The following is a 23,157-nucleotide window of genomic DNA, read 5'->3' as shown; positions in this document are numbered from 1 at the left end:
GTACCCGGCTTAGAAGGGCAGCTTGAAATCCTTAGCGGCATCCTTTATCAGATCCTCCGCCTTGTCCTGTACTTCTCCGGCGGCCTCGTCCCGGATCTCCCGCATTCTGGTATCCAGACGTTCCTCCTGGGACCGGGCAAGGTCCTCCAGACTGCCTGCCTCACGGAGGTCCTCAGCAAGCTCTCCACCCCAGGTACCCAGCAGGTTTTCAAGCTCGGCGTTTTCCTCAAGGGCAGATGCCAGCTCCTCCCGAAGCAGAACCTTAAGGCGTTCCCGGAGTCTGGATGCCTCGGCATCCAGAAAAGCACCCACCCGCCGGGCGAGCAGGGCATCCAGATCGCTTTTCACCCGGAAACGGGTAAAACCGCCCTCGTCAGCTTCGAAGGATACCGTAAAAACCGCGCTGTTCGTAGAGGCAAGGACCTCCCGGACAGCATTCTGCAGCAGGTTTCCGTCATCCTGAAAAATGGGGTTCATATCCTCCAGCCGGATCTCTGCGGTTCCGGCACCCTTCATCCCGGGATCGATACTGAACACGATGCTTCCGTCGGCGGAGCCCTTCAGTTCCTCAAGTCCGATTCCGGACAGGGCATTTCCTAGAGCGAAACCGCCGCCTTCAAGGCCGCCTTCCAGGGAGAGAAACTCCTGTGCCCCTTGCCGGGTGTCCAGAGAACCTTCTCCGCTGATACGATGCACGCCGTCCTCGGCATTCAGGGAGAACCGAACCGGCCGCCCGACGATCTCCTGGTCAGAGCTTATATCCTGCGCGGATGCTTCAAGATACTCTCCGGAACCGGAACTCCCGTAGGAGATATAGAGCTCCTCAATCATGAACCGGGGATATCCCCGGACCGGAAATTTTACAACAGCGCCCTGTCGGCGAACATCCGCAGCTTCTTTTTTACCATTCTCCGATTTCATCTTTCTGGAGGCATCAATGGCTTTCAGGGCATAGTCATAGTACCTGCCGATCCGGGCCTTCAGGAGGTTCTCCGCCGCCTGGGAAGCCACCCCGCCGAGTTCTCCTCCGGGATCTGCCACCACGGACTCCAGAAGCCGGTAATCCTCCTCCAGGGCATCCCGTACTCCCCTCTGCAGATCCGTCAGAGCCTCCCGGTCCTGCTGAAAATCCCGATTGGTCCGGCGTAGCGTGGAGGCGGCTTCTTCCACCCGGGGATAATTATCCTGAATCACCTTCGCCGCGTCCGCGGCCTCCTGCAGGCTGTCAATCTCCTGTATCTTCAGGGCCGCGATACGGGAAGCCGCCGTTCTTCCGGCCTCCAGATCATTCTGCACAGCCTCGATCCTCTCCGGCCAGAGGTCGAGCGCCTGACGATAGCGGCCGTTCACCTCATCCAGGTAGGCAGGACTCCGCAGCCGGTCAAACTGGGCCTGCAGCAGAGCCTCGGGATCTGTGTCCGCCAGCAGTGCCCCGAGACCGGAGGACCTGCTGTCCCCGGGAGAGAAACCTGCCTCAGTCGTCTCGGCCTCGGGCAGCGCACCGGAGGAGTCCCGGGGGGTCCCGAGCCGGATGCCGGAGCATACCGCCCGTTCGATGACGAGGCGCTTTTTCAGCAGCTCCCAGATGTTTACCCGCAGCTCGGAACGGGAGAGTTCAAAAAGGTTTTCCATGGGTTTGTCCCGATCCGCCACCGACAGGGATTCAAAAGAGAGGGATCCCCGGAACAGCGAAAGGTGAACACCTTCTGCTTCCGCCCTGGCGCGAAATACATTCTCCAGGGCCGCTTCCATGCCCGCCTCTGCAAGACGGTCCTTGAAAAGGAAATTAAAGACAAGCAGAGAACCGATAATGACCGCCAGAATTGCGGCCTTCCAGCCGGTGACGAGCCCTCTGTTTTTCCGTATGGATTTAGCCAGGGTCGCGAGGTGTTTCGCCTCGGCCTTTGAAAGTTCCCCGGATATGACATACCTCTCCTGCTCATCCTGTTTTGCCAGAGAAAGCAGGAAATCCCTCTCCTTCGCAAGGTAGATCCGCCGGAGTATCTTCTTTTCGAAGCGCTTTTTCGGTATGGGTTTCCGAAACATTTTCGGCAGCTTTACGGATTTGGTCTTTGCCATCAGCGTACTCCCTTCCAGAATCCGCCGACCTTGCCGACGGCCCCGCTGATCTTTTTGACCAGGGGATAGCGTAAAAAGCCCTTAACCAGCCGGTTCTCCGCAAGCTTCGGCCAGAGATAGCTGCGGTACAGCCGTACCAGCAGTATGAAGAGAAAAAAGAGGGGTATCCAGAGAATGATACCTGCAGCGAACCCCCCTGTAACCAGGGAGTGGTTATAGTTGGTGTAGGGCAGCAGGGGCATGTCGGCCATGGCGGTGAAGAGGGGAAAAAGGGATTCCTGGTTCAGAATTGCCAGACCAAGAAGTTCAATAAGGGGGTCAAGCAGGGGGACGACCAGTTTACCGAGCACCATCACCAGCAGCGCCGTCGCCAGGTGAACCTTGAGCAGAAACACCAGAATAAAGAGGGCGAACCAGAGCAGGTTCCCCCCTGGAATCAGGGCCAGCATGAAGCCGAAAGAGGCGGCGGCCCCGATCTCCCCCGGCCGGGAATTGGCATTCAGGGCGGCGAGGAATTTGGCTATAAACGAGAGCATAGGACCTCCTTAAACTTCCTACCAGCCGTTCAGAATCAGAAGTTCCGGCCGGTATTCAAAATGGATTGTATCGAAGTAGAACCATTTCCCTCCCCAGATAAATCCCTGCTCTTCAAAGGCCCGGACGAAGGAGTCCGGAGGCATGAAGCGCTGTTCGTAGGGAAGGGTAAACCAGTCAGGATAATAGCGGGCCGCCCAGCGCCAGTAGGCCTGGAGTCCCCGGTAGTCCCCCGGAAGAAGGTCTACCGCGGCACCGTAGGCATGAAAGCTCATGGATGCCGTGCCTGCAATTATACGCCAGTTGTAAGCGTCGAAGCCTGAAAGGCCGGCAACGAAACGGCGCAGATCAGCATCAGTCTTCATGACCTCCTGGATTGTCTCCTCCACCGCCGCCAGGTCCTCCAGCAGCTCCCGGTGCAGCTCAATCCTGTGGCCCAGAAAAAAGGTGGTTTTCATCCGCGCCCAGCTGGTATCCCGGTCGTAAATTCGCCACAGGGCGTTGAAGAATCCGGGGTGCCGCCGCGGGGGGTTCTCCTCCCGGGAGCTGACCCTGGCCCGCAGCCTGGCAGCCTCCTGAGGATCAGGTTCCCCTAAGGCGGGCAGAGTCCGGGGGTACCGGTAAAAGGGGTAAGGAGAATAATCCCGGTGCTGCATTCTAAGTTCTTCCGGAAGAAGCCGTCCTTCGGCCCAGAAAAACCAGCTGCCGTCAACAAGCATGGCCCAGTCCCCGGCCAGGAGGGCGATACGCTCAATCCTGTCGGGATAGGCCCTGTAAAAAGCCCTGACGACCTCCTCTCCGGAAAAACTCCTCCGCGCTTCCTCCCGGGGGGCACCCTCGGGCTGCACCTCCATGGGGACTTCGGCAAAAAGGCCCGGAGAAAATGAGAACAGGTATAAAAAAACGACAAGTTTCCCTGTAAGAAATCCTGGAATATTCAAAATAAGCGTTCCTGATGTTACCCTTGAAGATATCCCCGATGTTCTGATTGGACAAGGCCAAAACAGAGCAAAACAGAGGCCGCTACCGTTTCCTTCATCCGTATGCTACAGTAGATCCATGTTTATCATATCCAATGCAATAACCCTTCTGCTGGTAATGGATCCCTTCGGAAATATACCGGCTTTTCTGGCCCTGTTATCCAACATGGATCCCGGACGCCGGCGGCGGGTAATTCTGCGGGAACTGATCATTGCCCTGGCGATTCTGATAATCTTCCTGCTATTCGGCGGCTATATCCTCAAGGGAATGCATATTTCCGAGCCTGCCCTCTCCATCGCCGGAGGACTTATCCTCTTTCTGATTGCCCTGAAAATGATCTTTCCCGAAACCGTCCGGGGGCAGGGGATTGCCGGCGATGAGGAGCCCTTGATCGTCCCCCTGGCCGTACCCCTTATCGCAGGCCCCTCAACCATAGTAATGCTGACCCTGCTGGCCACCCGGCACCCGGACCGCATTACGGAAACCTTCCTGGCCCTGCTTATCGCCTGGCTCTCCACGGTGCTTATTCTGCTTTTATCGGACCTACTCAGGACACTGATGGGCACGAGGATACTCAAGGCCATCGAGAGACTCATGGGGATGATCCTGACCACCGTGGCGGTACAGATGCTCTTAAGCGGAATTGCCGAATACCTCTCCAGCCTGGGTATGATATAGTGTATCGACGGACAGAAAATTAAAAGAGGAGAAAAAAATGAACAGAAGAAGACTTGGTAAAACCGGTTTCAGCATTACAGAGGTTTCCCTGGGTACCTGGCAGGTGGGGGGAAAATGGGGCAGTGCTTTTGACAATGCCAACGCCGAAAAAATAATCAATTCCGCCATCGACGGGGGAGTCAATTTTATCGACACCGCGGATGTTTATTCCGACGGAGAAAGCGAAAAGGCCGTCGGCCGTGTTGTCAAATCCAGAAGCGAGCGGATTTACGTGGCAACAAAATGCGGTCGTCAGATCCGGCCCCATGTGGCGGAAGGCTATACACCTGAAGCACTCCGATCCTACGTGGAAGGGAGCCTGAAACGAACCGGTCTGGACCGGCTGGATCTGATTCAGCTTCACTGCCCCCCCGGGGAGGTATATTACCGTCCGGAGATATTCGGTCTCTTTGAAGACCTTAAACGGGAAGGGAAAATCGCCCATCTCGGAGTCTCGGTGGAAAAAATCGACGAGGCCCTGAAGGCTTCGGAATACGATAACGTCACCACCGTTCAGATCATTTTCAATATGTTCCGCCAGCGTCCGGCGGAAGATTTTTTTCCCCTTGCCCGGCAAAGGGAGATCGGAATCATTGTACGGGTGCCCCTGGCCTCTGGCCTTCTGAGTGGAAAGTTCACCGCGGAAACGACCTTCGGTACCCGTGACCACCGGAGTTTCAACCGGGACGGTTCGGCCTTCGACAAGGGAGAGACCTTCTCCGGTGTGCCCTTTGAAACAGGTCTGCAGGCGGTGGAGGAGCTCAAGGAACTTTTTTCCGGTGATACCGCCCTGGCGTCCATCGCCCTGCGCTGGATACTCATGTTCCCCGAGGTTACCACGGTAATTCCGGGAGCTTCCCGGCCGGAACAGGTTGTCTCCAATGTCGGATCAGCGGATCTGCCGCCCCTTACACAGGAACAGATGGATAAAGTCCGTAAAATATACGACACACACATAAAACCCCTGGTTCATACGAACTGGTAGCAATATTTGACACCGCATGAAAAGCGGGCTACCATATTTACGGGTGGTACACCCCTATTTTGTCTGTGTCCACGAGGAGGTTGTCATGACTGTGGGTAAGCGAATGACTCAGAATCCCATAACAATATTGCCGCACGATTCAGTAGCCAAAGCCCGGAAAATAATGCAGCGGGAAAAAATCCATCGACTCCCCGTTGTGGATAAGCATGGCAAACTCAAGGGGATTGTAACAGAAAAGGATCTGCTGAAGGCCTCGCCCTCCACGGCTACCGCGCTGGATGTGTATGAAATATCCGAACTCCTTTCGGAACTCCAGGTTGAATCGGTAATGACCGTCGACCCCATCACCATCGACGTGGAAACCCCTATCGAGGATGCTGCCCGTATAATGGCGGAAAATAACATCGGCGGCCTCCCGATCATGAAAGAGGGACACCTGGCGGGCATTATTACCGAATCCGACCTCTTCAAACTCTTTGTGGAGCTCTTCGGCGTACGGCGTTCCGGTATTCGGGCGACCATCCTTATTCCGGAGAAGCGCGGAGAACTGGCAGACATAGCTGTTGCAATACGCGACAAGGGTGGAAACATCATCTCCATCGGAACCTTTCTGGGAGAAGATATGACCAATGCCCTGCTGACCCTGAAGGTCGAAGATATGAGCAGGGAGGACCTTATTTCCTGTCTGTCCCCCTATGTCGAAGAGATACGGGATGTACGGGAGGTCTGAGCCCTAAACCTTGAGCGGCGCCGTATTTGCGGCTATATTTAAGGAATACTTTCTCATCGGCGGCTGTATGGAAACGATACGTGTAGGTGACTTACAAAACGGAATGGTCCTTGCGGAGGATGTGCATGACATGTACGGCCGGCGTCTACTCACCGCCGGCTGTGTAATAAATGAGAAGAACCTTGAAATCCTCAAGACCTGGGGAATATCCGATGTATGCGTTACCGTCGAGTCGAAGATAGCCCTGGGAATTCAGCACACAGAGAAGAAAAATGAACCTGTATCCGGAGAGAGCCTGGAACTCTTCTCCCTGGTGGACAGAAACGACCCTCTCATTCGAGAAATCTGGCAGCAAAGCATAAGTATCCGTTCAAAACGCCCCTACGACAGATTCCTGAAGAACACCAAAGAAGTAGCACCGCCCCAGCGAAACAGTCTCCCGGCAAATCCCGCGGCCATCATTGAAATGGGGGAATTCACGGCTCTCCCGGAGGTGTACAATCACATCCTCTCCGTCATCAACGATGAGCGCAGTTCAGCCATCGACATATCCGACGCGGTAACCAAGGACCCCAGCTTCACCTCCCGCCTGCTGAACCTGGCGAACAGCTCTTTCTACGCCCTGAAAAACAGCGTCGACACCGTCAGCAAAGCAGTCTCCATAATCGGAACACGGCAACTTGGAACCCTGGCCCTGGGGATCAGCATCAGCAGGAGTTTTTTCAAGAGGGGAGAGAATGATGCATCCCTTACGGAGTTCTGGCGTCACAGCATTGCCACCGCCATTGCCGCCAGGACCCTGGCCATCTTTCTGAAAGAGAAAAACACGGAGCGCTATTTTATCGGTGGTCTGCTTCACGATATCGGCAAGCTCCTCCTGTATACCCGGCTGCACGACGCAGTTTACTATATCGATACCATCTGCCGCAGCCATTCCCTTACACAGTTCACCGCAGAGCGCAGCATTCTGGGTTTTTCCCATTCCGATATCGGCCGGGAGCTCTGCCTGAAACTCAATATGCCGGAAAACCTTCTGGCCATGATTACCGACCACCACAGCGTGGCGGAAAGCCTGAGACCCTTTGAAGCCACGATAATCCATTTTGCCGACATCATAGTCAACGGAATAAAAAAAGGTTCCAGTGGAGAACTCTATGTACCTCCTCTTCAGGAGGCTGCCCGGGAGTACCTCTCACTCAAGCCTGCCGCCATAGACGCCGTTGTCCGTCAGGTGGAGACCCATTCTGAAGAAATAACGGAGATAATGCTCCATGACTGACCCCAGAGACCTGGAGCTGGAAAACCAGGACCTGACGGACGCCATCGTTTCAGCCTACGAAACCATTGAGTCTGCCATTGAAATGACCGATTTTCTCGATACCCTTACCAGCGCCTCTCCCCTTGACCGGGTACTCGAACTGACGGGAGAACGGCTGAATTCAATCATTCCCTTCGATGTCTCCGCCTTTTACCTGGTAAATGATGATACCGGCGAACTGGAGCTCTATTCCTGCCGTCCTGCTGCAGAGGCTGAACATATTAAAGGCCTGATTGCAGAGGAGATGGAGAAGGGGAATATTCACATAGCCCTTAGAGACCAGCGCCCCATGCTGCGTCACATAGAGGCCGAAGACAGAAACAGGCTCCTTCTCCACTCCATAAGCACAACCCGCCGCTGCCGTGGACTCTTCGCCGGGGTGTTCAGCCACGGTCCGGGCCACGGAGACAGGCTGACTCTCCTGCTTTTTACCCTGATACTGTCCCACTGTGCCAATGCCCTGGAAAGCGCCTCCCTGTACGAAATGGTTCACCGCTCCAACCTGGCCCTTACAGGATCGGTGGAAAAAAACCGGATCCTCTTCAACAAGCTCAGTATGGGTATCGATGAAATTCTGCGCCTGGTCCGCCACATGCTCAAGTCAGATCCCTCAGTATCCCCGGAAGAAAAGGCGAACCGCCTTACGGTTCTGCGGGCCGCGTACCGCTACTTTACACAGACGGGAATCCCGGAGGAGAGGAACCTGCGGGAGATCATCAACACAGTTGTCCGCCACTATGCGGCGACCTTCTCTCTGGAAGAAAAATCTCCGAAACTGGCTGTGACCGGCTCAAACCTCAAGATCGGCCTGCTCCAGGGGGTACTGATATCCCTCACGCTGTATGAGGTACTGGCCACCGCTTTTCACCGGCGGCCGGAGGGGGAGTGGGAAAACCTGGAAGCCGGGACATCCCTGGACAGAGCAGGTCTCCTGATCAGCGTATCCCCAACGAAGGCGCTGGAAAACCTGGAGAGACAGGAACTTTCCATGCTCCGGTTTCTTGTGACCGGAGAGCTTGGAGGCACCATACGGGTAGACCCCTCCAGCGGAATCCTGCGGATTCATATTCCACTTTCTTAAGACTTGCGGTTCTGTCCAGAGTCCCTTATCATCACACTATGAGGTCTGTTCAAAAAGAACGAAAAGGTCAATTTCTTTCAATCATTTTACCCCTGGTTCTGTTGACATCCCTCTATTTTACCAGCTTTTACAATTACCTTCTGTTTCATTCCCTGTCGGAGCTTTTCAGCATCATCATTGCCTGCGGGGTATTCATGATCGCCTGGAACGCCAGAGACCTGATGGAGACCCCGGTGCTGGTACACCTGGGAGTTGCGTATCTTTTTATCGCTTTCCTCGATACCATGCACACCCTTTCCTATACAGGGATGGGGATCTTCACAGACTACAGCTACCATGCAAATCAGCTCTGGATTGCGGCCCGCTATACAGAGGCGCTCAGCCTGCTGGGATTCGTGCTTTTTATAACGACAAAACAACGAAACTACAGACCGACCTTTATTGGTTACCTTGCCGTCACAACCCTGATCATGATCTCTATCTTCCCGACAAATATATTCCCGGTCTGCTTTATCGAGGGCAGCGGTCAGACCCTCTTCAAGATTGTCAGCGAATATGTGATCGTCGCTATCCTCTTTGTCACTCTGTTGGTCTTCCGTTCCCGGCGGGGACTCTTTCCGCCCGGCCTTTTCAGGTTTTTTTACTGGTCCATAGCCGCCACCATCGGGAGCGAGTTTGCCTTTACCCTGTATACCGATAACTACGGGCTGCTGAACATGCTGGGGCACTACCTGAAAATCCTTTCCTTTTACCTGATTTACCGCTCCCTGGTTAGCGAGGGCATCCGGAATCCGATAAAACTCTTCTATTCCGAACTGGAAAAGACCGCCCGGGATCTGGACGAGGCCAATAAAACCAAGAACAAACTTTTTACCATCATCGCCCACGACCTCAAGAATGCCTTTAATTCCACCATCGGGATAACAAACCTGATGCTGTCAAATACACACCGGGGCGCTTCGACAGATGAGGAAAACCGCGAGCTTATAGGCATGATAAATGTCTCCGCCAAATCGACCTATGACCTGCTGGAAAATCTCCTGGCCTGGTCCCAGGCCGAATCCGGCAGGCTTATAGTACGGACTGAGCCTGTCGATATCATTGAACTCTGCAGAAGCGTCCATGCCTATGCCCATACGAGCGCCAAGGCTAAAGAGATAAATCTGCGCCTCGAAACCGACGAGGATCGTCTGCAGGTTATGGCAGACAGCAATATGATCTATACGGTTTTGCGGAACCTTGTGGACAACGCCATCAAGTACACCCGACGGGGCGGATCAGTTTCAATCAGCCTCAGGGCAAACAGGAGCCTGGCCAGGATCGAGATTACAGATTCGGGCATTGGAATGAGTTCAGAAGAGATCAGGGGATTATATTCCCCCGACAAAAACCCCTCCCGCCCGGGGACAGAGGATGAAAAGGGCACAGGCCTGGGTCTCCAGCTGGCCCGGGATTTCCTGAAAAAAAACGGGAGCGCCCTGGAAATCAGCAGCGCTCCCGGCAACGGTACCCGTATGGGTTTCAGTCTGCCCCGTGCTCCAGAGCAAGTTTCAGGTCTGCTATAATATCATCGATGTGTTCCAGTCCAACGGAGAGCCGGATCAGTTCCGGCCGTACCCCTGCGGTAATCTGGTCCTCCGGAGAGAGCTGGGAGTGGGTAGTGCTTGCAGGGTGAATAACCAGGCTCTTGGCGTCCCCCACATTGGCCACATGAGAGAAGAGCTTCAGGCCTTCAACAAAGGCCGATCCGGCCTCGGCACCGCCCTTAATGCCAAAGACCACCATCCCGCCGAAACCCCGTTTCAGGTAACCGGCGTTCCGTTCGTAGGCCGGATTCGACGGCAGACCGGGATAACTGACCCACTCCACCCGGGGATGATTTTCCAGAAACTCGGCTACCTTGAAGGCGTTCTCGCTGTGACGTTCCATTCGCAGGGGCAGGGTCTCAAGCCCCTGCAGAAAGATCCAGGCGTTATCCGGAGAGAGGGCCGCCCCCAGGTTTCGTAAGGGAACCAGTCTCATGCGCATGATAAAGGCCACCGGGTTAAGATCTCCCAGATCGTGGGCGTAGCGAATACCATGATAGGAGGGGTCCGGCTCGTTGAAAAGCCTGAATTTGGGGTTCGTCCAGTCGAAGCGGCCGGAGTCTATTACCACACCGCCGATTCCCGCACCATGGCCTCCCAGCCACTTTGTCAGGGAGTGAACCACGATATCCGCCCCGTATTCGATGGGCCGAAGCAGATACGGTGTTGTAAAAGTGGAATCCACAATCAGGGGCAGGGAGTTTTCGTGGGCCAGGGCGGCGATCTTTTCGATATCCGCCACCACCAGTCCCGGGTTTCCGATGGTCTCGAAGTAAACTGCCCGGGTCTTTTCGTTGATTGCCTTTTCCAGCCCATCCAGATCTTCCGGGTCAACAAAGCGTACGGTAATACCGAACTGGGGAAGAATATCGTGGAACATGGTAAAGGTGCCGCCGTAGAGGTTGCTGGACGAGACGATCTCTTCCCCGGCGGAGGCAACGTTTATAATCGAATAGAAAACCGCCGAGGTTCCCGATGCCAGGGCCAGGGCGGCCGCACCGCCTTCCAGTGCCGCCATACGCTCCTCGAGGACCGCCTGGGTCGGGTTCATAATGCGGGTATAAATATTACCCAGCTCCTTCAGGGCGAACAGGTTTGCCGCATGTTCGGTATTGGTAAAGGTGTAGGCGCTGGTCCTGTAAACCGGGACACCCCGGGAGTGCTGATCGCTGTCGGGTACCTGTCCGGCATGCAGCGCCAGGGTTTCAAAATGGAATTTTGACGACATGGATTCCTCCGAAACTTGATTTTTCCGGTCAACTCTCAGCCTGTCAGCTCTCGAGGGAAGACCATACAGAAAGATATCTCTCCCCGGTATCGGGAAGAATGACTACGATTCGTTTATTCAGGTTCTCCTTTCTGGAGGCCACAATACGGGCGGCGTGGGCTGCTGCTCCACTGGAGATACCTGCCAGGATTCCTTCCCTGCGTCCCAGTTCCAGGGCGGCCTCCATGGCTTCGGTATTGCCCACCTGTACAATCTGGTCAATGACCTCTGTATCGAGCACCCCGGGAATAAACCCGGCCCCGATCCCCTGGATTCTGTGGGGCCCCGGCTCTCCTCCGGAGAGAACCGGGGAGGCCTGGGGTTCCACTGCCACCACCTGGAGCTTCGGGTTCAGCTCCTTGAGACGACTGCCGGTTCCGGTGAGGGTTCCGCCGGTGCCGACCCCGGCGACCAGTATATCGACCCGGCCTTCGGTGTCCCTCCAGATCTCCTCGGCGGTAGTCCGGCGATGGACCTCGGGATTGGCGGGATTATCGAACTGCCACGGCATAAAGGCATTTTTATTCTCCTTGAGAATCTCCTCCGCCCGGGCAATGGCACCCTTCATACCCTTCTCAGGCTGGGTCAGTTCAAGCCGGGCTCCCAGGAGTTTCAGCAGGTTGCGCCGTTCCACGGACATGCTGGCCGGCATGGTCAATACAAGCTGGTACCCCCGCTGGGCGCAGACAAAAGCCAGGCCTATGCCGGTGTTGCCTGAAGTAGCCTCTACAATCAGACTTCCCAGGCCCACCATTCCCTTTTTTTCTGCATCCTCGATCATTGCCAGGGCAATGCGGTCCTTTACGCTTCCGCAGGGATTAAAGGATTCCAGCTTTGCCAGGATCTCCCCGCCTTCCGGGGCAAAACCTGCCAGGACTACCATAGGGGTGTTGCCCACCAGTTCGGTGATATTCCGCGCTATTGCCATCGTCTGTCTCCTTGTCTCAGATAGAATACATCAGGGAATCGTTGTTCTTTTTGCCGGCGTTTCTGGCCAGATCTCCCAGGGTCATGGAGGAGAGTACCTCCGTCATGGACCGCCGCAGGGCTTCCCACAACTCCGAAGCTGCCCGCAGCGTCCCGGGACTGGCAGGGGTATGTTCTTCCCGGGTAAAAAGGTCACCCTCGAGCACATTTACGATTTCCAGGGGGGATATCTCTTCCGGGTCCCGGGTCAATTCATAGCCCCCCTTCGCTCCCCTCACAGCAGAGATAAACCCTGCACTTTTCAAGGGAATCACAAGCTGACCCAGATACTTCTCCGACAGCTCCTCGGTATCGGCTATCTCCTTTAAAAGCCGGGGCCCGCCGCCGTAACTCATGGCCAGGGCGATCATCAGACGCAGTCCGTAACGGCTCCGTGTGGACAGTTTCATACATTCCCTACCAAAACAATCTTCATTATAGGAATATACTATACCCCCTCATCTCAATAGTCAACTATTTTTGTCATGTTTACAGGAAAGCTGCAATTTTTAACAAAAACCGTACAAACTGTTAGTAGCTTTTTTCTATCCTATGGTATGCTGTTACTATAGAACGCCAAGTCACAAGGAGATGTAAGATGAAAAAAGGATTACTTGTGTTCCTGATCCTCGCAGCCTCATGTGCCCTTTTTGCCGGCGGAGCCAAAGAGGCAGCCCTCGGTTCCGAGGAGAACCCCATCGTCTGGTCCTTCGTACCCTCCGGAGAAATGGAGAGGGTCTCTGCGGGAGCCCAGGAGGTTGCCGATCTCCTGCACGCGGAAACGGGTTACTACTTCAGCACCAACGTCGCAACCGAGTACGTGGGAGTAATCGAAGCCATGAGCAGCAAACCTCCCAAGGCACACATGGCCTCCCTGGCAACCTTTGCCTACATAATGGCTGCCGACCGTGGAGTTGCCGATGCCGCCCTGGTTTCAGTGCGCTACGGTTCGCCCACCTATAACGGTCAGTTCATAACCCAGCGGGACAGCGGTATCCGCAGCATCAAGGATTTCGCAGGAAAAACCTTTGCCCGGGTGGATCCCCTTTCCACCAGCGGCTGGATTATTCCGATGATCGAGATGCGCGCCGTCGGTATCGATCCTGAACGGGACCTGAAAAGCGTTGTGGATGCAGGCAGCCACGACACCGTGGTATCCGCTGTCTACAACCGTGAAGCCGACGTGGGAGCAACCTACGTGGACGCCCGAACCCGACTGGAAAAGACCTATCCCGATGTTATGGACAAGGTCGTCGTAATCGGCGTAACCACAGATATCCCCAACGACGGAGTCCAGTTCCATCCCGCCGTTCCAGCGGAGATGCGCGATAAGATCGTGGATGCCCTTCTTAAGATCGTTAAAACCGAAAGGGGCAAAGAGGCCCTGAATACCGCCTACCAGTGGGACGATCTTGCAGCCCACGGGGACGAGTTCTACGATCCCTTCCGGCAGGTACTCCAGGCCGCGGGACTGAAAGCACAGGAGCTCATGGAATAGTCTGCCCTTTCAGGGTAACGAGACAAATCCCGGAGGGGGGATATCCGGTCCCCCCTCTAACTTTTTTGAGGAAATCATGCTCGAAGTCAAAAATCTCACCAAGGTCTACCCCGACGGAACACGGGCCCTGAATAATGTCAGTTTCACCGTGGAGGACGGTGAGTTCCTGGTCATTATCGGTCTGAGCGGATCGGGAAAATCGACCCTCCTCAGGTGTATAAACCGACTGATCGATCCTACGGAAGGAACTATCATCCTTGACGGCCGGGACGTTACCGCCGCGGACAGCAGGGAACTCCGTTTTATCAGGCGAAAAATAGGAATGATCTTCCAGCACTTCAACCTGGTGGACCGCTCCAGTGTACTGACCAACGTACTCTCCGGAAGACTCGGTTACCTGAATCCCTGGCGCAGTGTTCTGCACAAGTTTCCCGGCAGTACACGCAAAGAGGCCATACAGGCCCTGCGGAAGGTAGGAATTGAAGATCAGGCCCACAAGCGGGCGGATGAACTCTCCGGCGGACAGCGTCAGCGGGTTGGAATTGCCCGGGCCCTGATGCAGGACCCCGGCATGATCCTGGCGGACGAACCGGTGGCCAGCCTGGATCCCGTTCTGGCTCATACGATCCTCGGATATCTGGAAAAACTGAACCGGGAAAGCAGCATATCTGTACTCTGCAGCCTCCACTACCTCGACCTTGTGCAGCGCTATGCCACCAAGGTTATCGGCCTGAAGGACGGCGAGATCGTCTACCGCGGTACCCGCGACGATATCCGCAGCATGACCGACCAGCAGTTCAAGGAGATCTATGGAGAAGAGGCCGAACGGGTAAGTGCGGGCACCCTGAGCCATCAGGACAACATCAGCGGGGAGGTGGCACCATGAATCAACGGGTCTATAAAGAGGCGAAAAATTCCCTGGTCAGCGCCCCCGTCGCAGCCCTGCTCTCCCTGTTCCTGCCGGGGCTTGGACAGATCCTGGCCCGCAGGATCCAGCGGGGACTCCTTCTTGCCGGTTCGATGATCAGCCTGGCAGGACTCATGGTCTGGCGAATTCGCATTATCGGGCGCCTTGAAGAGGGCTTCTGGGGAACCCTTGCAAAGGCGCTTTCCCGGAATCCCCTTTTTGTAGGCTTCAGCCTGCTGGCTTTAATCGGAATCTGGATATGGATCGTCATCGATGCGGCCCGACAGACGGATAAAAAAAAGCAGTACGGCAACGCCATTTTCGCCCTGATTCTTCTGGTGTTCTTTGCTGTAGGATGGCAGATCAGTCAGATCGATCTCGTACGACTTACCAGGGACGCCAACGAAGCCTGGACCCCTCTCTCAAAAATCCTGTGGCCCTGGGATGCGGCGGTCACCCGGGACACCGAGAGTCTGGAAGCCGGCGCAGAGCTTCTGGTGGACTCCGAAGGGGAGATTCCGCCGGTACCCGAAAAGCGCCCCGGAGAGCCCTACATACTGGTTGAACCGCGATCGGGGAACCTCTCAAAACTGGACGAGAACAACAAAGTGGTACCCGGAACGGAGCTCACTATCAGGGGAGAGAATTTCGAGCCGAATACCCACACCGAAATATGGTGGAGCGACGCCATCGGCAATGAGTTTCAGCCCCGTCATGAGGGACGTTATCTTTCAGTTACCACCGATGATACCGGATCCTTTGAGCTGAAGATGGTTATGCCCTACCGGCTTGTGCCTCCAAGCGCCAGGGGACCTCAATATCACGAGGTGATTGCCCGCCAGGTCAGCGAGGTCGGGCCCCTGCTCCCCAGCGAACCCCTGCTTCTGACCATAGAGCTGATAATCGAAACCATCTTCATGGGCATGATGGCCACGATATTCGGTATTATCCTGTCGGTACCGGTAAGCTTTCTCGCAGCCCGCAACCTGATGTCCGGAAGCTGGGTAACCATGACCATCTACTATATTACCAGAACCATTCTGAACATCGTACGAGCCATCGAACCCCTTATCTGGGCCCTCATTGCCGTGGTTTGGGTGGGGCTCGGTCCCTTTGCCGGTATCGTGGCCCTGACTATCCACTCCGTAGCGGCCTTAGGGAAGCTCTATTCCGAATCCATCGAGAGTATAAATCCCGGTCCCATCGAGGCCATCCAGGCCACGGGAGCCACAAAACTGCAGACCATCATGTTTGCCGTGGTTCCCCAGATGATCCCCCCCTTCGTCTCCTTTACCATCTACCGCTGGGACATAAACGTGCGCATGTCCACGGTCATCGGTATGGTGGGAGGCGGCGGAATCGGCTTCCTCCTGGTCCAGTACATCCGGCTCCTGGAGTACCGTTCCGCGGGAATAGCCGTATGGTTCATCGCCCTGACGGTCTCCATTCTCGATTATGTGAGCGCGGAGATACGAAACCGTTTTGTCTGATATGATGCAGTCCGATCTGGCGGGCAAGACTGCTCTGATAACAGGCGGCGCCAAACGCATCGGCGCCGCCTGTGCCCTGGCCCTGGCGGGAGCCGGAGCCGATATTGTTCTCCATTATCACCACTCTTCAGAAGATGCGGAAAAAACCGCGGACAGCATACGCAGCCGTGGGGTAAGGGCCTGGCCGCTCAGGGCCGATCTGGAATCGGAAAAGGAGACCAGGGGGCTCTTCGAAAAGGCCCTGGATATGACCGGGGGTCTCGATATCCTGGTCAATTCCGCATCGATTTTCCCCGACAGCACCGTGGACAGCTTTACCTGGGCGGAACTCGAACAGAACCTCAGGGTAAACACCTGGGCGCCCCTGCTCCTCTCCCGGCTCTTTGCAGCCCAGGAGCGCTTTTCCGTCCCTGAGGACCCGCCGGAGGCCGCAAAGCTGGGAAACATCGTCAATTTCCTTGATACCAGGATTACCGACAACGACAGCAAGCACGCGGCCTACGCCTTGAGCAAACGTAACCTTTTTACCCTTACCCGCATGCTCAGCGTCGCCTGCGCTCCGGGAATCAAGGTAAACGCCATTGCACCGGGGCTGATTCTTCCCCCTCCCGGGGAAAACGAGGAATACCTGGAAAAACTGCGTCACACCAACCCCATGCGCCGCGTGGGAAGGCTCGAGGACATCAGCAGCGCCCTGCTGTTTCTTGTGGCTAACAGCTTTATCACCGGTCAGGTCATCTTCGTGGATGGCGGCCGCCGCATTAAAGGAAGCATGTATGGAGTATAAACCGGACCGAATCCACATACGGGATATCCTCGTCCGCTGTATCGTCGGAATAAATCCCGATGAGCGGGAAAAAAAGCAGGATGTAATAATCTCGCTCTGCCTGGAGGGCGACCTGAGGCTTCCCGGAGAAAGCGACGATATCGGTGATACCATCAACTACAAGGAGATCAAGGACCGTGTAATACGCTTCACCGAGGCAAGCTCCTTTTTCCTTATCGAGGCCCTGGCCCACGAGATAGCCGCTCTTTGCCTCGATGTACCGGAGGTCCAGCGGGTGGGTGTTACCGTCGACAAGCCCGGGGCCCTGCGTTTCGCAAAAAGCGTGGCCGTGGAAATCTTCCGTACACGGGAGGACTATCCCGATCGGGGCTTTGATGGCTGACTTTTTCATTGCAACAGGATCCAACATCGAAGCCGAGACCAGTCTCACGAAGGGGCTCACGCTGCTTGCTGCCCGGGTAAAACTGCTCAGGATCTCCACCCACTATCGAACAGCCCCCCTGGGCGACAGGCGACAGCCGGAATACGTTAACGGGATCTGGCACGGGCAGACCGAAATGAAACCCCTGAAGCTGAAAGAGACATTACGACGCATCGAAGCAGAATGCGGCCGCATACGAACCGGGGATTCCTACGCCTCCCGTACCCTGGACCTGGACCTGATTCTCTATGATGATCTTCTGCTTACAGGCCCGGAGCTTGTACTGCCGGATCCGCAGATACGGGAAAGGGCCTTTGTCTATATTCCCCTTCTGGAACTGGAACCGGACATCCGCCTGCCCGGGGATAAAAGTATCCTGGCGGGACTGGTCAATCCCGACATGGAGCTGTACTATTCTCCAATAACCGAAATCCTGCGTAATCTGCTCGATTCCGGCCTTTGAAACAGAGGAGGCTTCAAACCATGAACCGCGAACGTGTAGCCGGGCTTATTCGTGAATTATTAATTGAACTGGGCGAGGATCCCGAACGGGAAGGTCTTCAGCGTACCCCGGAACGGGCCGCCAAAGCCTGGGAGTACCTGAGTTCCGGTTACAGCCGCAATATTGACGAGGTTATCAATGGAGCGGTATTCGAGTCCGAGGCCAACAATATGATTATCGTGCGGGACATTGAAGTCTACAGTCTCTGTGAACATCATATGCTTCCCTTCTACGGCAAGGTCCATATAGGTTACATAGCCCGGGACAAGGTCCTGGGGGTCAGCAAACTTGCCCGCATTGCCGACGTCTTCGCCCGGCGACTGCAGATACAGGAACGCCTGACTCGGCAGATTGCCCGGGAGATAATGGATTCCACCAACGCCGAGGGTGTGGGGGTTGTTATGGAAGCGAAGCACCTCTGCATGATGATGCGGGGGGTTGAGAAGCAGAACTCTGTTATGACCACCTCCTCGGTACTGGGCAGCTTTCACAACGACGAGGCCACGCGCCTGGAGTTCCTGCAGCTGATATCCAAGAAGCTGGACTGATTCTCCGAAGCTGCTTGCCGCGTCTCATACTTTGGTGTTATTATCACCATGTATGGACACAAATCACCAGATATCACCTTCACTTCAGGTCTTCCTGAAGGATGATCCCATATTCATTAACAACGGAAAGTGGCTTCATCCCCTTTTTGCCCTGGAGGACTTTCTCTCAGAAAATGAGTATACAGCCGCCGATCTCTACCTGAAAGACAGTATTATCGGAAAGGCCGCAGCCCTCCTTATATACCGCCTGGGAATACGCCGGATCCATGGCAGACTCATGAGCGAGCCTGCAGCGGAGTATCTGCGCTCCCGAAACGCGGAATTCTCCTGGGAAACCCTGGTTCCCAGAATCCAGTGCAAAACCGAGGAACTTCTGGCCGCGGTAGACGATCCCGAGGAAGCCTACACCGAGCTGAGCCGCCGGGCCGGGCGGAAATGACGGATTCTCTTATATCCTTCCGCGCTGTCAATGTCCGCAGGGGTAAGCGTCTTGTTCTTCGAGACCTCTCCTTCGACATCAGCGCGGGGGAACACCTTATCCTGCAGGGAGAAAACGGCATAGGAAAAACAACCCTGTTAAAAACAGCCCTGGGATTTATTCTTCCCGAGAAGGGCAGCCTGATTCGAAAACTCCGGGGTCCCGGAAGCCTGGCATATCTGCCCCAGGAGTCCCTCAGCGGCGACCTGCCCATATCGGTGCAGGAGGTGGTTGATATCGGTTTCAGTGCCCGCAGAATGGGCAGGACCGAACGACGCAGGAGGATCCACGACCTCCTGGAAGCTCTGGGATGCGCATCCCTGGCCGGGCGCTCCTTTGCCACCCTCTCGGGGGGAGAGAAACAGCGGGTCTCCCTGGCACGCTGTCTTGCCCAGGCCCCGGAAATGCTCATCCTGGATGAACCCACCGCCGGGCTGGATCCGGAGATCCGGTCCCGTTTCTATCCCCTCCTTCTGGAGATGGCTGCAGGACATGGAGCCGCGGTGCTGCTGGTGACCCACGACCTCAAGGGAATCCCCGAGGAAGGCTGGCGTCGACTGCGTCTCGAGCAGGAGCTGGATACCACCCGTGTGCGGGAGGTTGGCTGATGCTGGAATACCTCGCTCTGCCGCCGATCCAGCGGGGATTCCTGGCCCTCCTGACTGCGGGAATCGCCTTTCCACTGATTGGGGTTTTTGTAATCAGGCTGAACCTCATAACCCTGCGCTTCATGCTGATGCACGGGGCCCTTCTGGGAAGCGCCCTGGCCATGGGACTTCAGATATCTCCGCTTCTGGGCAGTCTGGTAGTCAATCTTCTGCTTATTTTCATACTCATCGCCGTTACCCGCCGCGGGGACATCCCCACCGGTTACGCCACAACTTTTTTGATGGTGGTCAGTATAGCCCTGGCTGTTATTGTCATCTACAAGGCCGGAGTTCCCGCCAAGGATGCCCTGAGCATTCTCTGGGGAAACATCTACGCCGTCAGAGGTACCGAGCTGGCGATAAACAGCGGAGTCGGCGCCGCGATTATTCTCTTTATTCTTATCCTCCGGCGCCGACTGACGGCGGTCCTGTTCAATTACGACGTGGCCGCCACCTCCGGTATCCCCGCGGAGACCTATCGCCGGATCATTCTGATCGGTACCGGAATCACCATCGCCATATCCATGCGCCTTGTAGGGGCCCTTCTGCTGGACTCCCTGGTTCTGCTGCCGGCGGTCTCATCTCTTCTGGTGGCGGGCAGTACCGGTGCAATGTTTCTTGTCTCATCCCTGGTGGGACTCTTCTCCGCCCTTGCCGGCTTTATTCTATCCCTCTGGTTCGATATTCCCGTCAGTGCAGGGGTTACCCTGACCTCGGCACTGGTATTCGGAATTATGATACTTATTAAACATTTCAGGAGTTCTTTATGAAAAGACTGTTATTTCTGTTGTTCTGTCTCGTCCTGTCCCTCGCCCTTTATGCCGAAGGGGTTCAGGAGGCACAATCCTCCCCTGAGGTCATTGCCACGACCTCCTGGACCGCCTCCTTCGCAGAGGTCGCAGGCCTTGAGGATATCCGAATCCTCGCCCCCTACGAACTGCAGCACCCTCCGGAGTACGAAATGACCCCGGGAGATATCAGGGACATAGCCGGGGCCGATATGATTATCTACGCCGGTTACGAAGTCATGATGGAACGCCTCAAGGAAGCAGCCTCCGCGGATGCCCGGCTGGTACAGATTACCACGGTAAACACCTGGCCGGTTATAAGTGAATCCGTACGGATCATCGCTAAGGCCGCGGGCACCGAAGAGACAGCGGAGGCGAACCTTACGGCGATTAAAGAGTTCTTCGACGACTGGCGGGCTGAACTCGCTCCCTACAGCAGGACCCCCGTCATTGTCCATCAGTTCCTTGCAGGACTTGCAAAAAACCTCGGCCTTAGCGTCGCAGGGACATACGGACCCGCTCCCCTGGAGGCAAAACAGCTGAAAGAGCTCTCCGAAAGCGGCGCAATGGTGATAATTGACAACTGGCACACCGACGTGGGTGCCCCCCTGCTCGAGATCATGCCCGAGGCAAAAATCGCCACCCTGATCAACTTTCCCGGAAAAGACGGTACCAGGACCCTGATGGATGTACTCGAGTACAGCCGGCGGGAACTGAGCGCGGCATTCAAATAGGCTCGCCGCCTTCTTTGAGGGTAGTAAAAAAACCTTATTCGGTGGTACCCTGCATTCCATCTTGAATGCCGGGTGGCCACCATACTATGCGACTCTCCTCTTCCCAGAGGGTACTCTATTCAGCGCTTTTCTTCCTCCTCTTCCTGTCTGTGATTCAGCTCCCCCTGTCGGCTGAAACCGGGATCGAAACGGAGCCTGCAGAGACCTCTCCCCGCTACGGAATGGCCGCCCTGGAGGCAATGGGGAGCAACCTCTTTCTTCTGGGGGTAAATCGCTATATTCGCCAGGCCGAATACGCCATGATAAGCCCCGAGTCCATTCACACCAACCTCACGAGCAGCTGGGTATGGGACCAGGATGAGTTCTCCGTCAACCAGATCGGTCATCCCTACCAGGGCTCCTTCTATTTTATCTCCGGAAGATCGAACAATCTCAATTTCTGGGAATCCTCCCTGCTGACCCTGGGGGGAAGCGTCACCTGGGAGCTCCTCATGGAGACCGAACTGCCCAGCAAAAACGATCTGATCGTAACGAGCCTCGGGGGAATCGCAGTTGGTGAAATGTTCCACCGTCTCTACCTGGAAGCCGACGCCAGCGACCTGCACGCCCGCTGGTTGATAAGCCCCATGGACAGTATGAACAGCCTGCTGTTCAGGGAGGATACCAAACCTGCCCGGGGCCGATCCTCCCTTAGAGACGTACAGCTTGCAGGAGGTATCGTCCTTGCGGATAACGAACTTGACGGAAGCCGGAATTACGAAGCGGCGGAAAACGACTTCTCAGCCTATGTCAGCGGGCAGATTATTTACGGCGACCCCTTCATCCTGAAATCCATAACACCCTTTGAGCACTTTGAACAGCGCTTCAGCATTAATCTTTCTGATACTTTCTACTCCGCATCCTTTTTTTCCGACGGGGCACTCTGCGCCTGGCCCCTGTATGACACCCGGCATTCCCAGGGGAGCGCTTTTATCAGCCTTCACTACGATTTCATCTTCAGTTCCCTGATCAATCTTGCGGCCAATTCTCTGGGCCTCAGCTTCAAGACCCAGCACCATTTCGGCAGGTCCTGGTACCTGTCCTCCAAGCTGCACCTCAACTGGATACTCCTCGGCGCCAGCGAATACCTCCACCTCTGGTACGACGCTCCGCCGGAGAACGGCACCGAACGCAGAAACTACGACCTGGGTACCGGGGAAGGAGTAAAATTCTACTTTGAGGTCTCCCACGGAACCATCGGCAGTATCCTCGTAAATTACTCCTACTACGGCATCCACACCATCCCCGAATCGGTTCCGGAGTACGGTTCCACAGGCTATTCCATAATCGGAATCCTCGACATGGCCTTTGAACGGCGATTCCTCGGAGACTGGTACACCGGTGTCTCCGCCACATCCTACCACAAGCAGGGATTCTATGACGCTGCTGCAGATACAAACGACATTATCAGCAGCGTAAACCTCTACGTAAAGCGTAAACTTTAATACCGATCTTCTTGACTCAGTAAAAAAAGGGGTATACATTATTATTGTATCAATGCATTAGTACAATAAGTGTTCAGTACATCCACGGCAGGAGGTGCCATGGCGGCATCACGGAAAAATACCCGCTTACTTCAGTTCAGCCTGGACCCGAAAAGCGGGGTTCCCTACTACAAGCAGATCATTCTGCAGATAGAAATGGCCATAGCCGACAGCCGCCTGAGTACCGGAGACCAGCTGCCGACGGTCCGCAGCCTGGCGGTGGAGCTGCAGATAAATCCCAATACCGTGGCCCGGGCATACAGCGAGCTGGAAATACGCGGGATTGTACATACCCAGCAGGGCACGGGCACCTTTATCGCCGACAAGGAGATTCAGCTGGACGAAATAGAGCGGGAGCGGATCCTGGCAGAGATTACCCGGGGCTTCGTAACGAAAGCCAGCTCCTACGGATTCAGCATGGAGGATGTCATAAGCTATCTGCAGGAGCTGAACCGATGAAAAGCAGGCCTCGAAGAAGAAGAGCGAAGGGGCGGCTCCGCCGGCCCTGAACGGAGCTGAGCGGAGCCGGAGGACATCAGTCCGATGGCGACCGAGTAAGAGCGAAGGGACGGCTCCGCCGGCCCTGAACG

The 23,157-nt window shown here is 55.6% G+C and carries 25 protein-coding genes; 19 read left to right on the top strand and 6 right to left on the bottom strand.

All coding sequences use genetic code 11. The features are described from left to right. Nucleotides 1–9: 9 nt before the first annotated feature. The 3 genes from B4O97_RS11270 to B4O97_RS11260 are packed head-to-tail and all read right to left on the bottom strand — an operon-like array spanning nt 10 to nt 3,554. Nucleotides 10–2,079 (bottom strand): TIGR03545 family protein, encoded by a 2,070-nt coding sequence (locus tag B4O97_RS11270; protein ID WP_083050900.1) that lies wholly within the window; start codon nt 2,077–2,079, stop codon nt 10–12. Then, nucleotides 2,079–2,615, bottom strand: coding sequence for a TIGR03546 family protein (locus tag B4O97_RS11265; protein ID WP_083050898.1), 537 nt, complete (start codon nt 2,613–2,615; stop codon nt 2,079–2,081). Before B4O97_RS11265 ends, B4O97_RS11270 begins: the two co-directional genes overlap by 1 nt. Nucleotides 2,616–2,633: 18 nt before the next feature. Beyond that, nucleotides 2,634–3,554 (bottom strand): M15 family metallopeptidase, encoded by a 921-nt coding sequence (locus tag B4O97_RS11260; protein ID WP_083050896.1) that lies wholly within the window; start codon nt 3,552–3,554, stop codon nt 2,634–2,636. A gap of 118 nt (nt 3,555–3,672) precedes the next feature. On the opposite strand from B4O97_RS11260, the gene B4O97_RS11255 reads away from it, so the two are divergent. The 6 genes from B4O97_RS11255 to B4O97_RS11230 all read left to right on the top strand — a co-directional run bounded on the left by B4O97_RS11255 (nt 3,673) and on the right by B4O97_RS11230 (nt 9,990). Beyond that, nucleotides 3,673–4,272 (top strand): MarC family protein, encoded by a 600-nt coding sequence (locus B4O97_RS11255; RefSeq protein ID WP_083050895.1) that lies wholly within the window; start codon nt 3,673–3,675, stop codon nt 4,270–4,272. A 37-nt stretch (nt 4,273–4,309) separates the two neighbouring features. Continuing rightward, the gene (locus tag B4O97_RS11250) at nt 4,310–5,296 is read left to right on the top strand and encodes an aldo/keto reductase (protein ID WP_083050893.1); all 987 of its coding nucleotides are present in this window, start codon (nt 4,310–4,312) and stop codon (nt 5,294–5,296) included. Nucleotides 5,297–5,381: 85 nt separating this feature from the next. Then, nucleotides 5,382–6,026 carry a CBS and ACT domain-containing protein gene (locus B4O97_RS11245; protein ID WP_083050891.1) on the top strand — a complete coding sequence of 215 codons (645 nt, stop codon included), beginning with the start codon at nt 5,382–5,384 and terminating at the stop codon, nt 6,024–6,026. Nucleotides 6,027–6,093: 67 nt separating this feature from the next. Beyond that, complete coding sequence (locus B4O97_RS11240; RefSeq protein WP_083050889.1) at nt 6,094–7,305, top strand: HDOD domain-containing protein; 1,212 nt, start codon at nt 6,094–6,096, stop codon at nt 7,303–7,305. Next, a complete protein-coding gene (locus tag B4O97_RS11235) occupies nt 7,298–8,425 on the top strand; it encodes a hypothetical protein (protein WP_083050888.1) in 1,128 nt (375 codons plus the stop codon). The genes B4O97_RS11240 and B4O97_RS11235 overlap by 8 nt, the downstream gene beginning before the upstream one ends. 38 nt (nt 8,426–8,463) lie before the next feature. After that, nucleotides 8,464–9,990, top strand: a complete 1,527-nt coding sequence (locus B4O97_RS11230) for a sensor histidine kinase (protein ID WP_083050886.1) — start codon at nt 8,464–8,466, stop codon at nt 9,988–9,990. On the opposite strand, the gene B4O97_RS11225 is transcribed toward B4O97_RS11230, so the two are convergent. Genes B4O97_RS11225 through B4O97_RS11215 form a run of 3 tightly spaced genes read right to left on the bottom strand, consistent with a single transcriptional unit; the run spans nt 9,947 to nt 12,654 of the window. After that, complete coding sequence (locus B4O97_RS11225) at nt 9,947–11,239, bottom strand: O-acetylhomoserine aminocarboxypropyltransferase/cysteine synthase family protein (RefSeq protein ID WP_083050884.1); 1,293 nt, start codon at nt 11,237–11,239, stop codon at nt 9,947–9,949. The two genes, B4O97_RS11230 and B4O97_RS11225, sit on opposite strands and share 44 nt — an antisense overlap. 43 nt (nt 11,240–11,282) lie before the next feature. Next, nucleotides 11,283–12,206 (bottom strand): cysteine synthase A, encoded by a 924-nt coding sequence (gene cysK / locus B4O97_RS11220; RefSeq protein ID WP_083050883.1) that lies wholly within the window; start codon nt 12,204–12,206, stop codon nt 11,283–11,285. 16 nt (nt 12,207–12,222) lie between these two features. Then, nucleotides 12,223–12,654 (bottom strand): RrF2 family transcriptional regulator, encoded by a 432-nt coding sequence (locus B4O97_RS11215; protein ID WP_083050881.1) that lies wholly within the window; start codon nt 12,652–12,654, stop codon nt 12,223–12,225. 188 nt (nt 12,655–12,842) lie between these two features. Between B4O97_RS11215 and B4O97_RS11210 the strand changes: the two genes are divergently transcribed. From B4O97_RS11210 to B4O97_RS11150, 13 genes are all read left to right on the top strand, one after another. Further along, nucleotides 12,843–13,742 carry a phosphate/phosphite/phosphonate ABC transporter substrate-binding protein gene (locus B4O97_RS11210; protein WP_083050880.1) on the top strand — a complete coding sequence of 300 codons (900 nt, stop codon included), beginning with the start codon at nt 12,843–12,845 and terminating at the stop codon, nt 13,740–13,742. 76 nt (nt 13,743–13,818) lie between these two features. Further along, nucleotides 13,819–14,628 (top strand): phosphonate ABC transporter ATP-binding protein, encoded by an 810-nt coding sequence (gene phnC, locus B4O97_RS11205; RefSeq protein WP_083050878.1) that lies wholly within the window; start codon nt 13,819–13,821, stop codon nt 14,626–14,628. Beyond that, entirely contained in the window at nt 14,625–16,139 is a 1,515-nt protein-coding gene (gene phnE / locus B4O97_RS11200) for a phosphonate ABC transporter, permease protein PhnE (protein ID WP_083050877.1), read from the top strand. The genes phnC and phnE overlap by 4 nt, the downstream gene beginning before the upstream one ends. A 1-nt stretch (nt 16,140) precedes the next feature. After that, nucleotides 16,141–16,926 carry an SDR family oxidoreductase gene (locus B4O97_RS11195; RefSeq protein WP_083050875.1) on the top strand — a complete coding sequence of 262 codons (786 nt, stop codon included), beginning with the start codon at nt 16,141–16,143 and terminating at the stop codon, nt 16,924–16,926. Then, nucleotides 16,916–17,308, top strand: a complete 393-nt coding sequence (locus B4O97_RS11190) for a dihydroneopterin aldolase (protein WP_083050874.1) — start codon at nt 16,916–16,918, stop codon at nt 17,306–17,308. The genes B4O97_RS11195 and B4O97_RS11190 overlap by 11 nt, the downstream gene beginning before the upstream one ends. Next, nucleotides 17,301–17,810 (top strand): 2-amino-4-hydroxy-6-hydroxymethyldihydropteridine diphosphokinase, encoded by a 510-nt coding sequence (gene folK, locus B4O97_RS11185; protein ID WP_158084265.1) that lies wholly within the window; start codon nt 17,301–17,303, stop codon nt 17,808–17,810. The genes B4O97_RS11190 and folK overlap by 8 nt, the downstream gene beginning before the upstream one ends. Before the next feature lie 20 nt (nt 17,811–17,830). Then, nucleotides 17,831–18,397, top strand: coding sequence for a GTP cyclohydrolase I FolE (folE, locus tag B4O97_RS11180; RefSeq protein ID WP_083050871.1), 567 nt, complete (start codon nt 17,831–17,833; stop codon nt 18,395–18,397). A gap of 52 nt (nt 18,398–18,449) precedes the next feature. Further along, nucleotides 18,450–18,836 carry a DUF1893 domain-containing protein gene (locus tag B4O97_RS11175; protein ID WP_083050869.1) on the top strand — a complete coding sequence of 129 codons (387 nt, stop codon included), beginning with the start codon at nt 18,450–18,452 and terminating at the stop codon, nt 18,834–18,836. Continuing rightward, a complete protein-coding gene (locus B4O97_RS11170; protein WP_083050867.1) occupies nt 18,833–19,483 on the top strand; it encodes a metal ABC transporter ATP-binding protein in 651 nt (216 codons plus the stop codon). Before B4O97_RS11175 ends, B4O97_RS11170 begins: the two co-directional genes overlap by 4 nt. Beyond that, entirely contained in the window at nt 19,483–20,292 is an 810-nt protein-coding gene (locus B4O97_RS11165; RefSeq protein WP_083050866.1) for a metal ABC transporter permease, read from the top strand. The genes B4O97_RS11170 and B4O97_RS11165 overlap by 1 nt, the downstream gene beginning before the upstream one ends. Continuing rightward, complete coding sequence (locus tag B4O97_RS11160; RefSeq protein ID WP_083050864.1) at nt 20,289–21,044, top strand: metal ABC transporter substrate-binding protein; 756 nt, start codon at nt 20,289–20,291, stop codon at nt 21,042–21,044. The genes B4O97_RS11165 and B4O97_RS11160 overlap by 4 nt, the downstream gene beginning before the upstream one ends. Before the next feature lie 86 nt (nt 21,045–21,130). Beyond that, a complete protein-coding gene (locus B4O97_RS11155) occupies nt 21,131–22,528 on the top strand; it encodes a DUF3943 domain-containing protein (RefSeq protein ID WP_158084264.1) in 1,398 nt (465 codons plus the stop codon). A 99-nt stretch (nt 22,529–22,627) separates the two neighbouring features. Then, nucleotides 22,628–23,026 carry a GntR family transcriptional regulator gene (locus B4O97_RS11150; RefSeq protein ID WP_083050861.1) on the top strand — a complete coding sequence of 133 codons (399 nt, stop codon included), beginning with the start codon at nt 22,628–22,630 and terminating at the stop codon, nt 23,024–23,026. The last annotated feature ends 131 nt before the right edge of the window (nt 23,027–23,157 follow it).

The organism is Marispirochaeta aestuarii, from assembly GCF_002087085.1.
In the GTDB taxonomy this organism is placed as follows: Bacteria; Spirochaetota; Spirochaetia; order JC444; family Marispirochaetaceae; genus Marispirochaeta; species Marispirochaeta aestuarii.
Note: the sequence above shows the minus strand (reverse complement) of the source record. Positions and strands in the feature narration are given on the sequence as shown.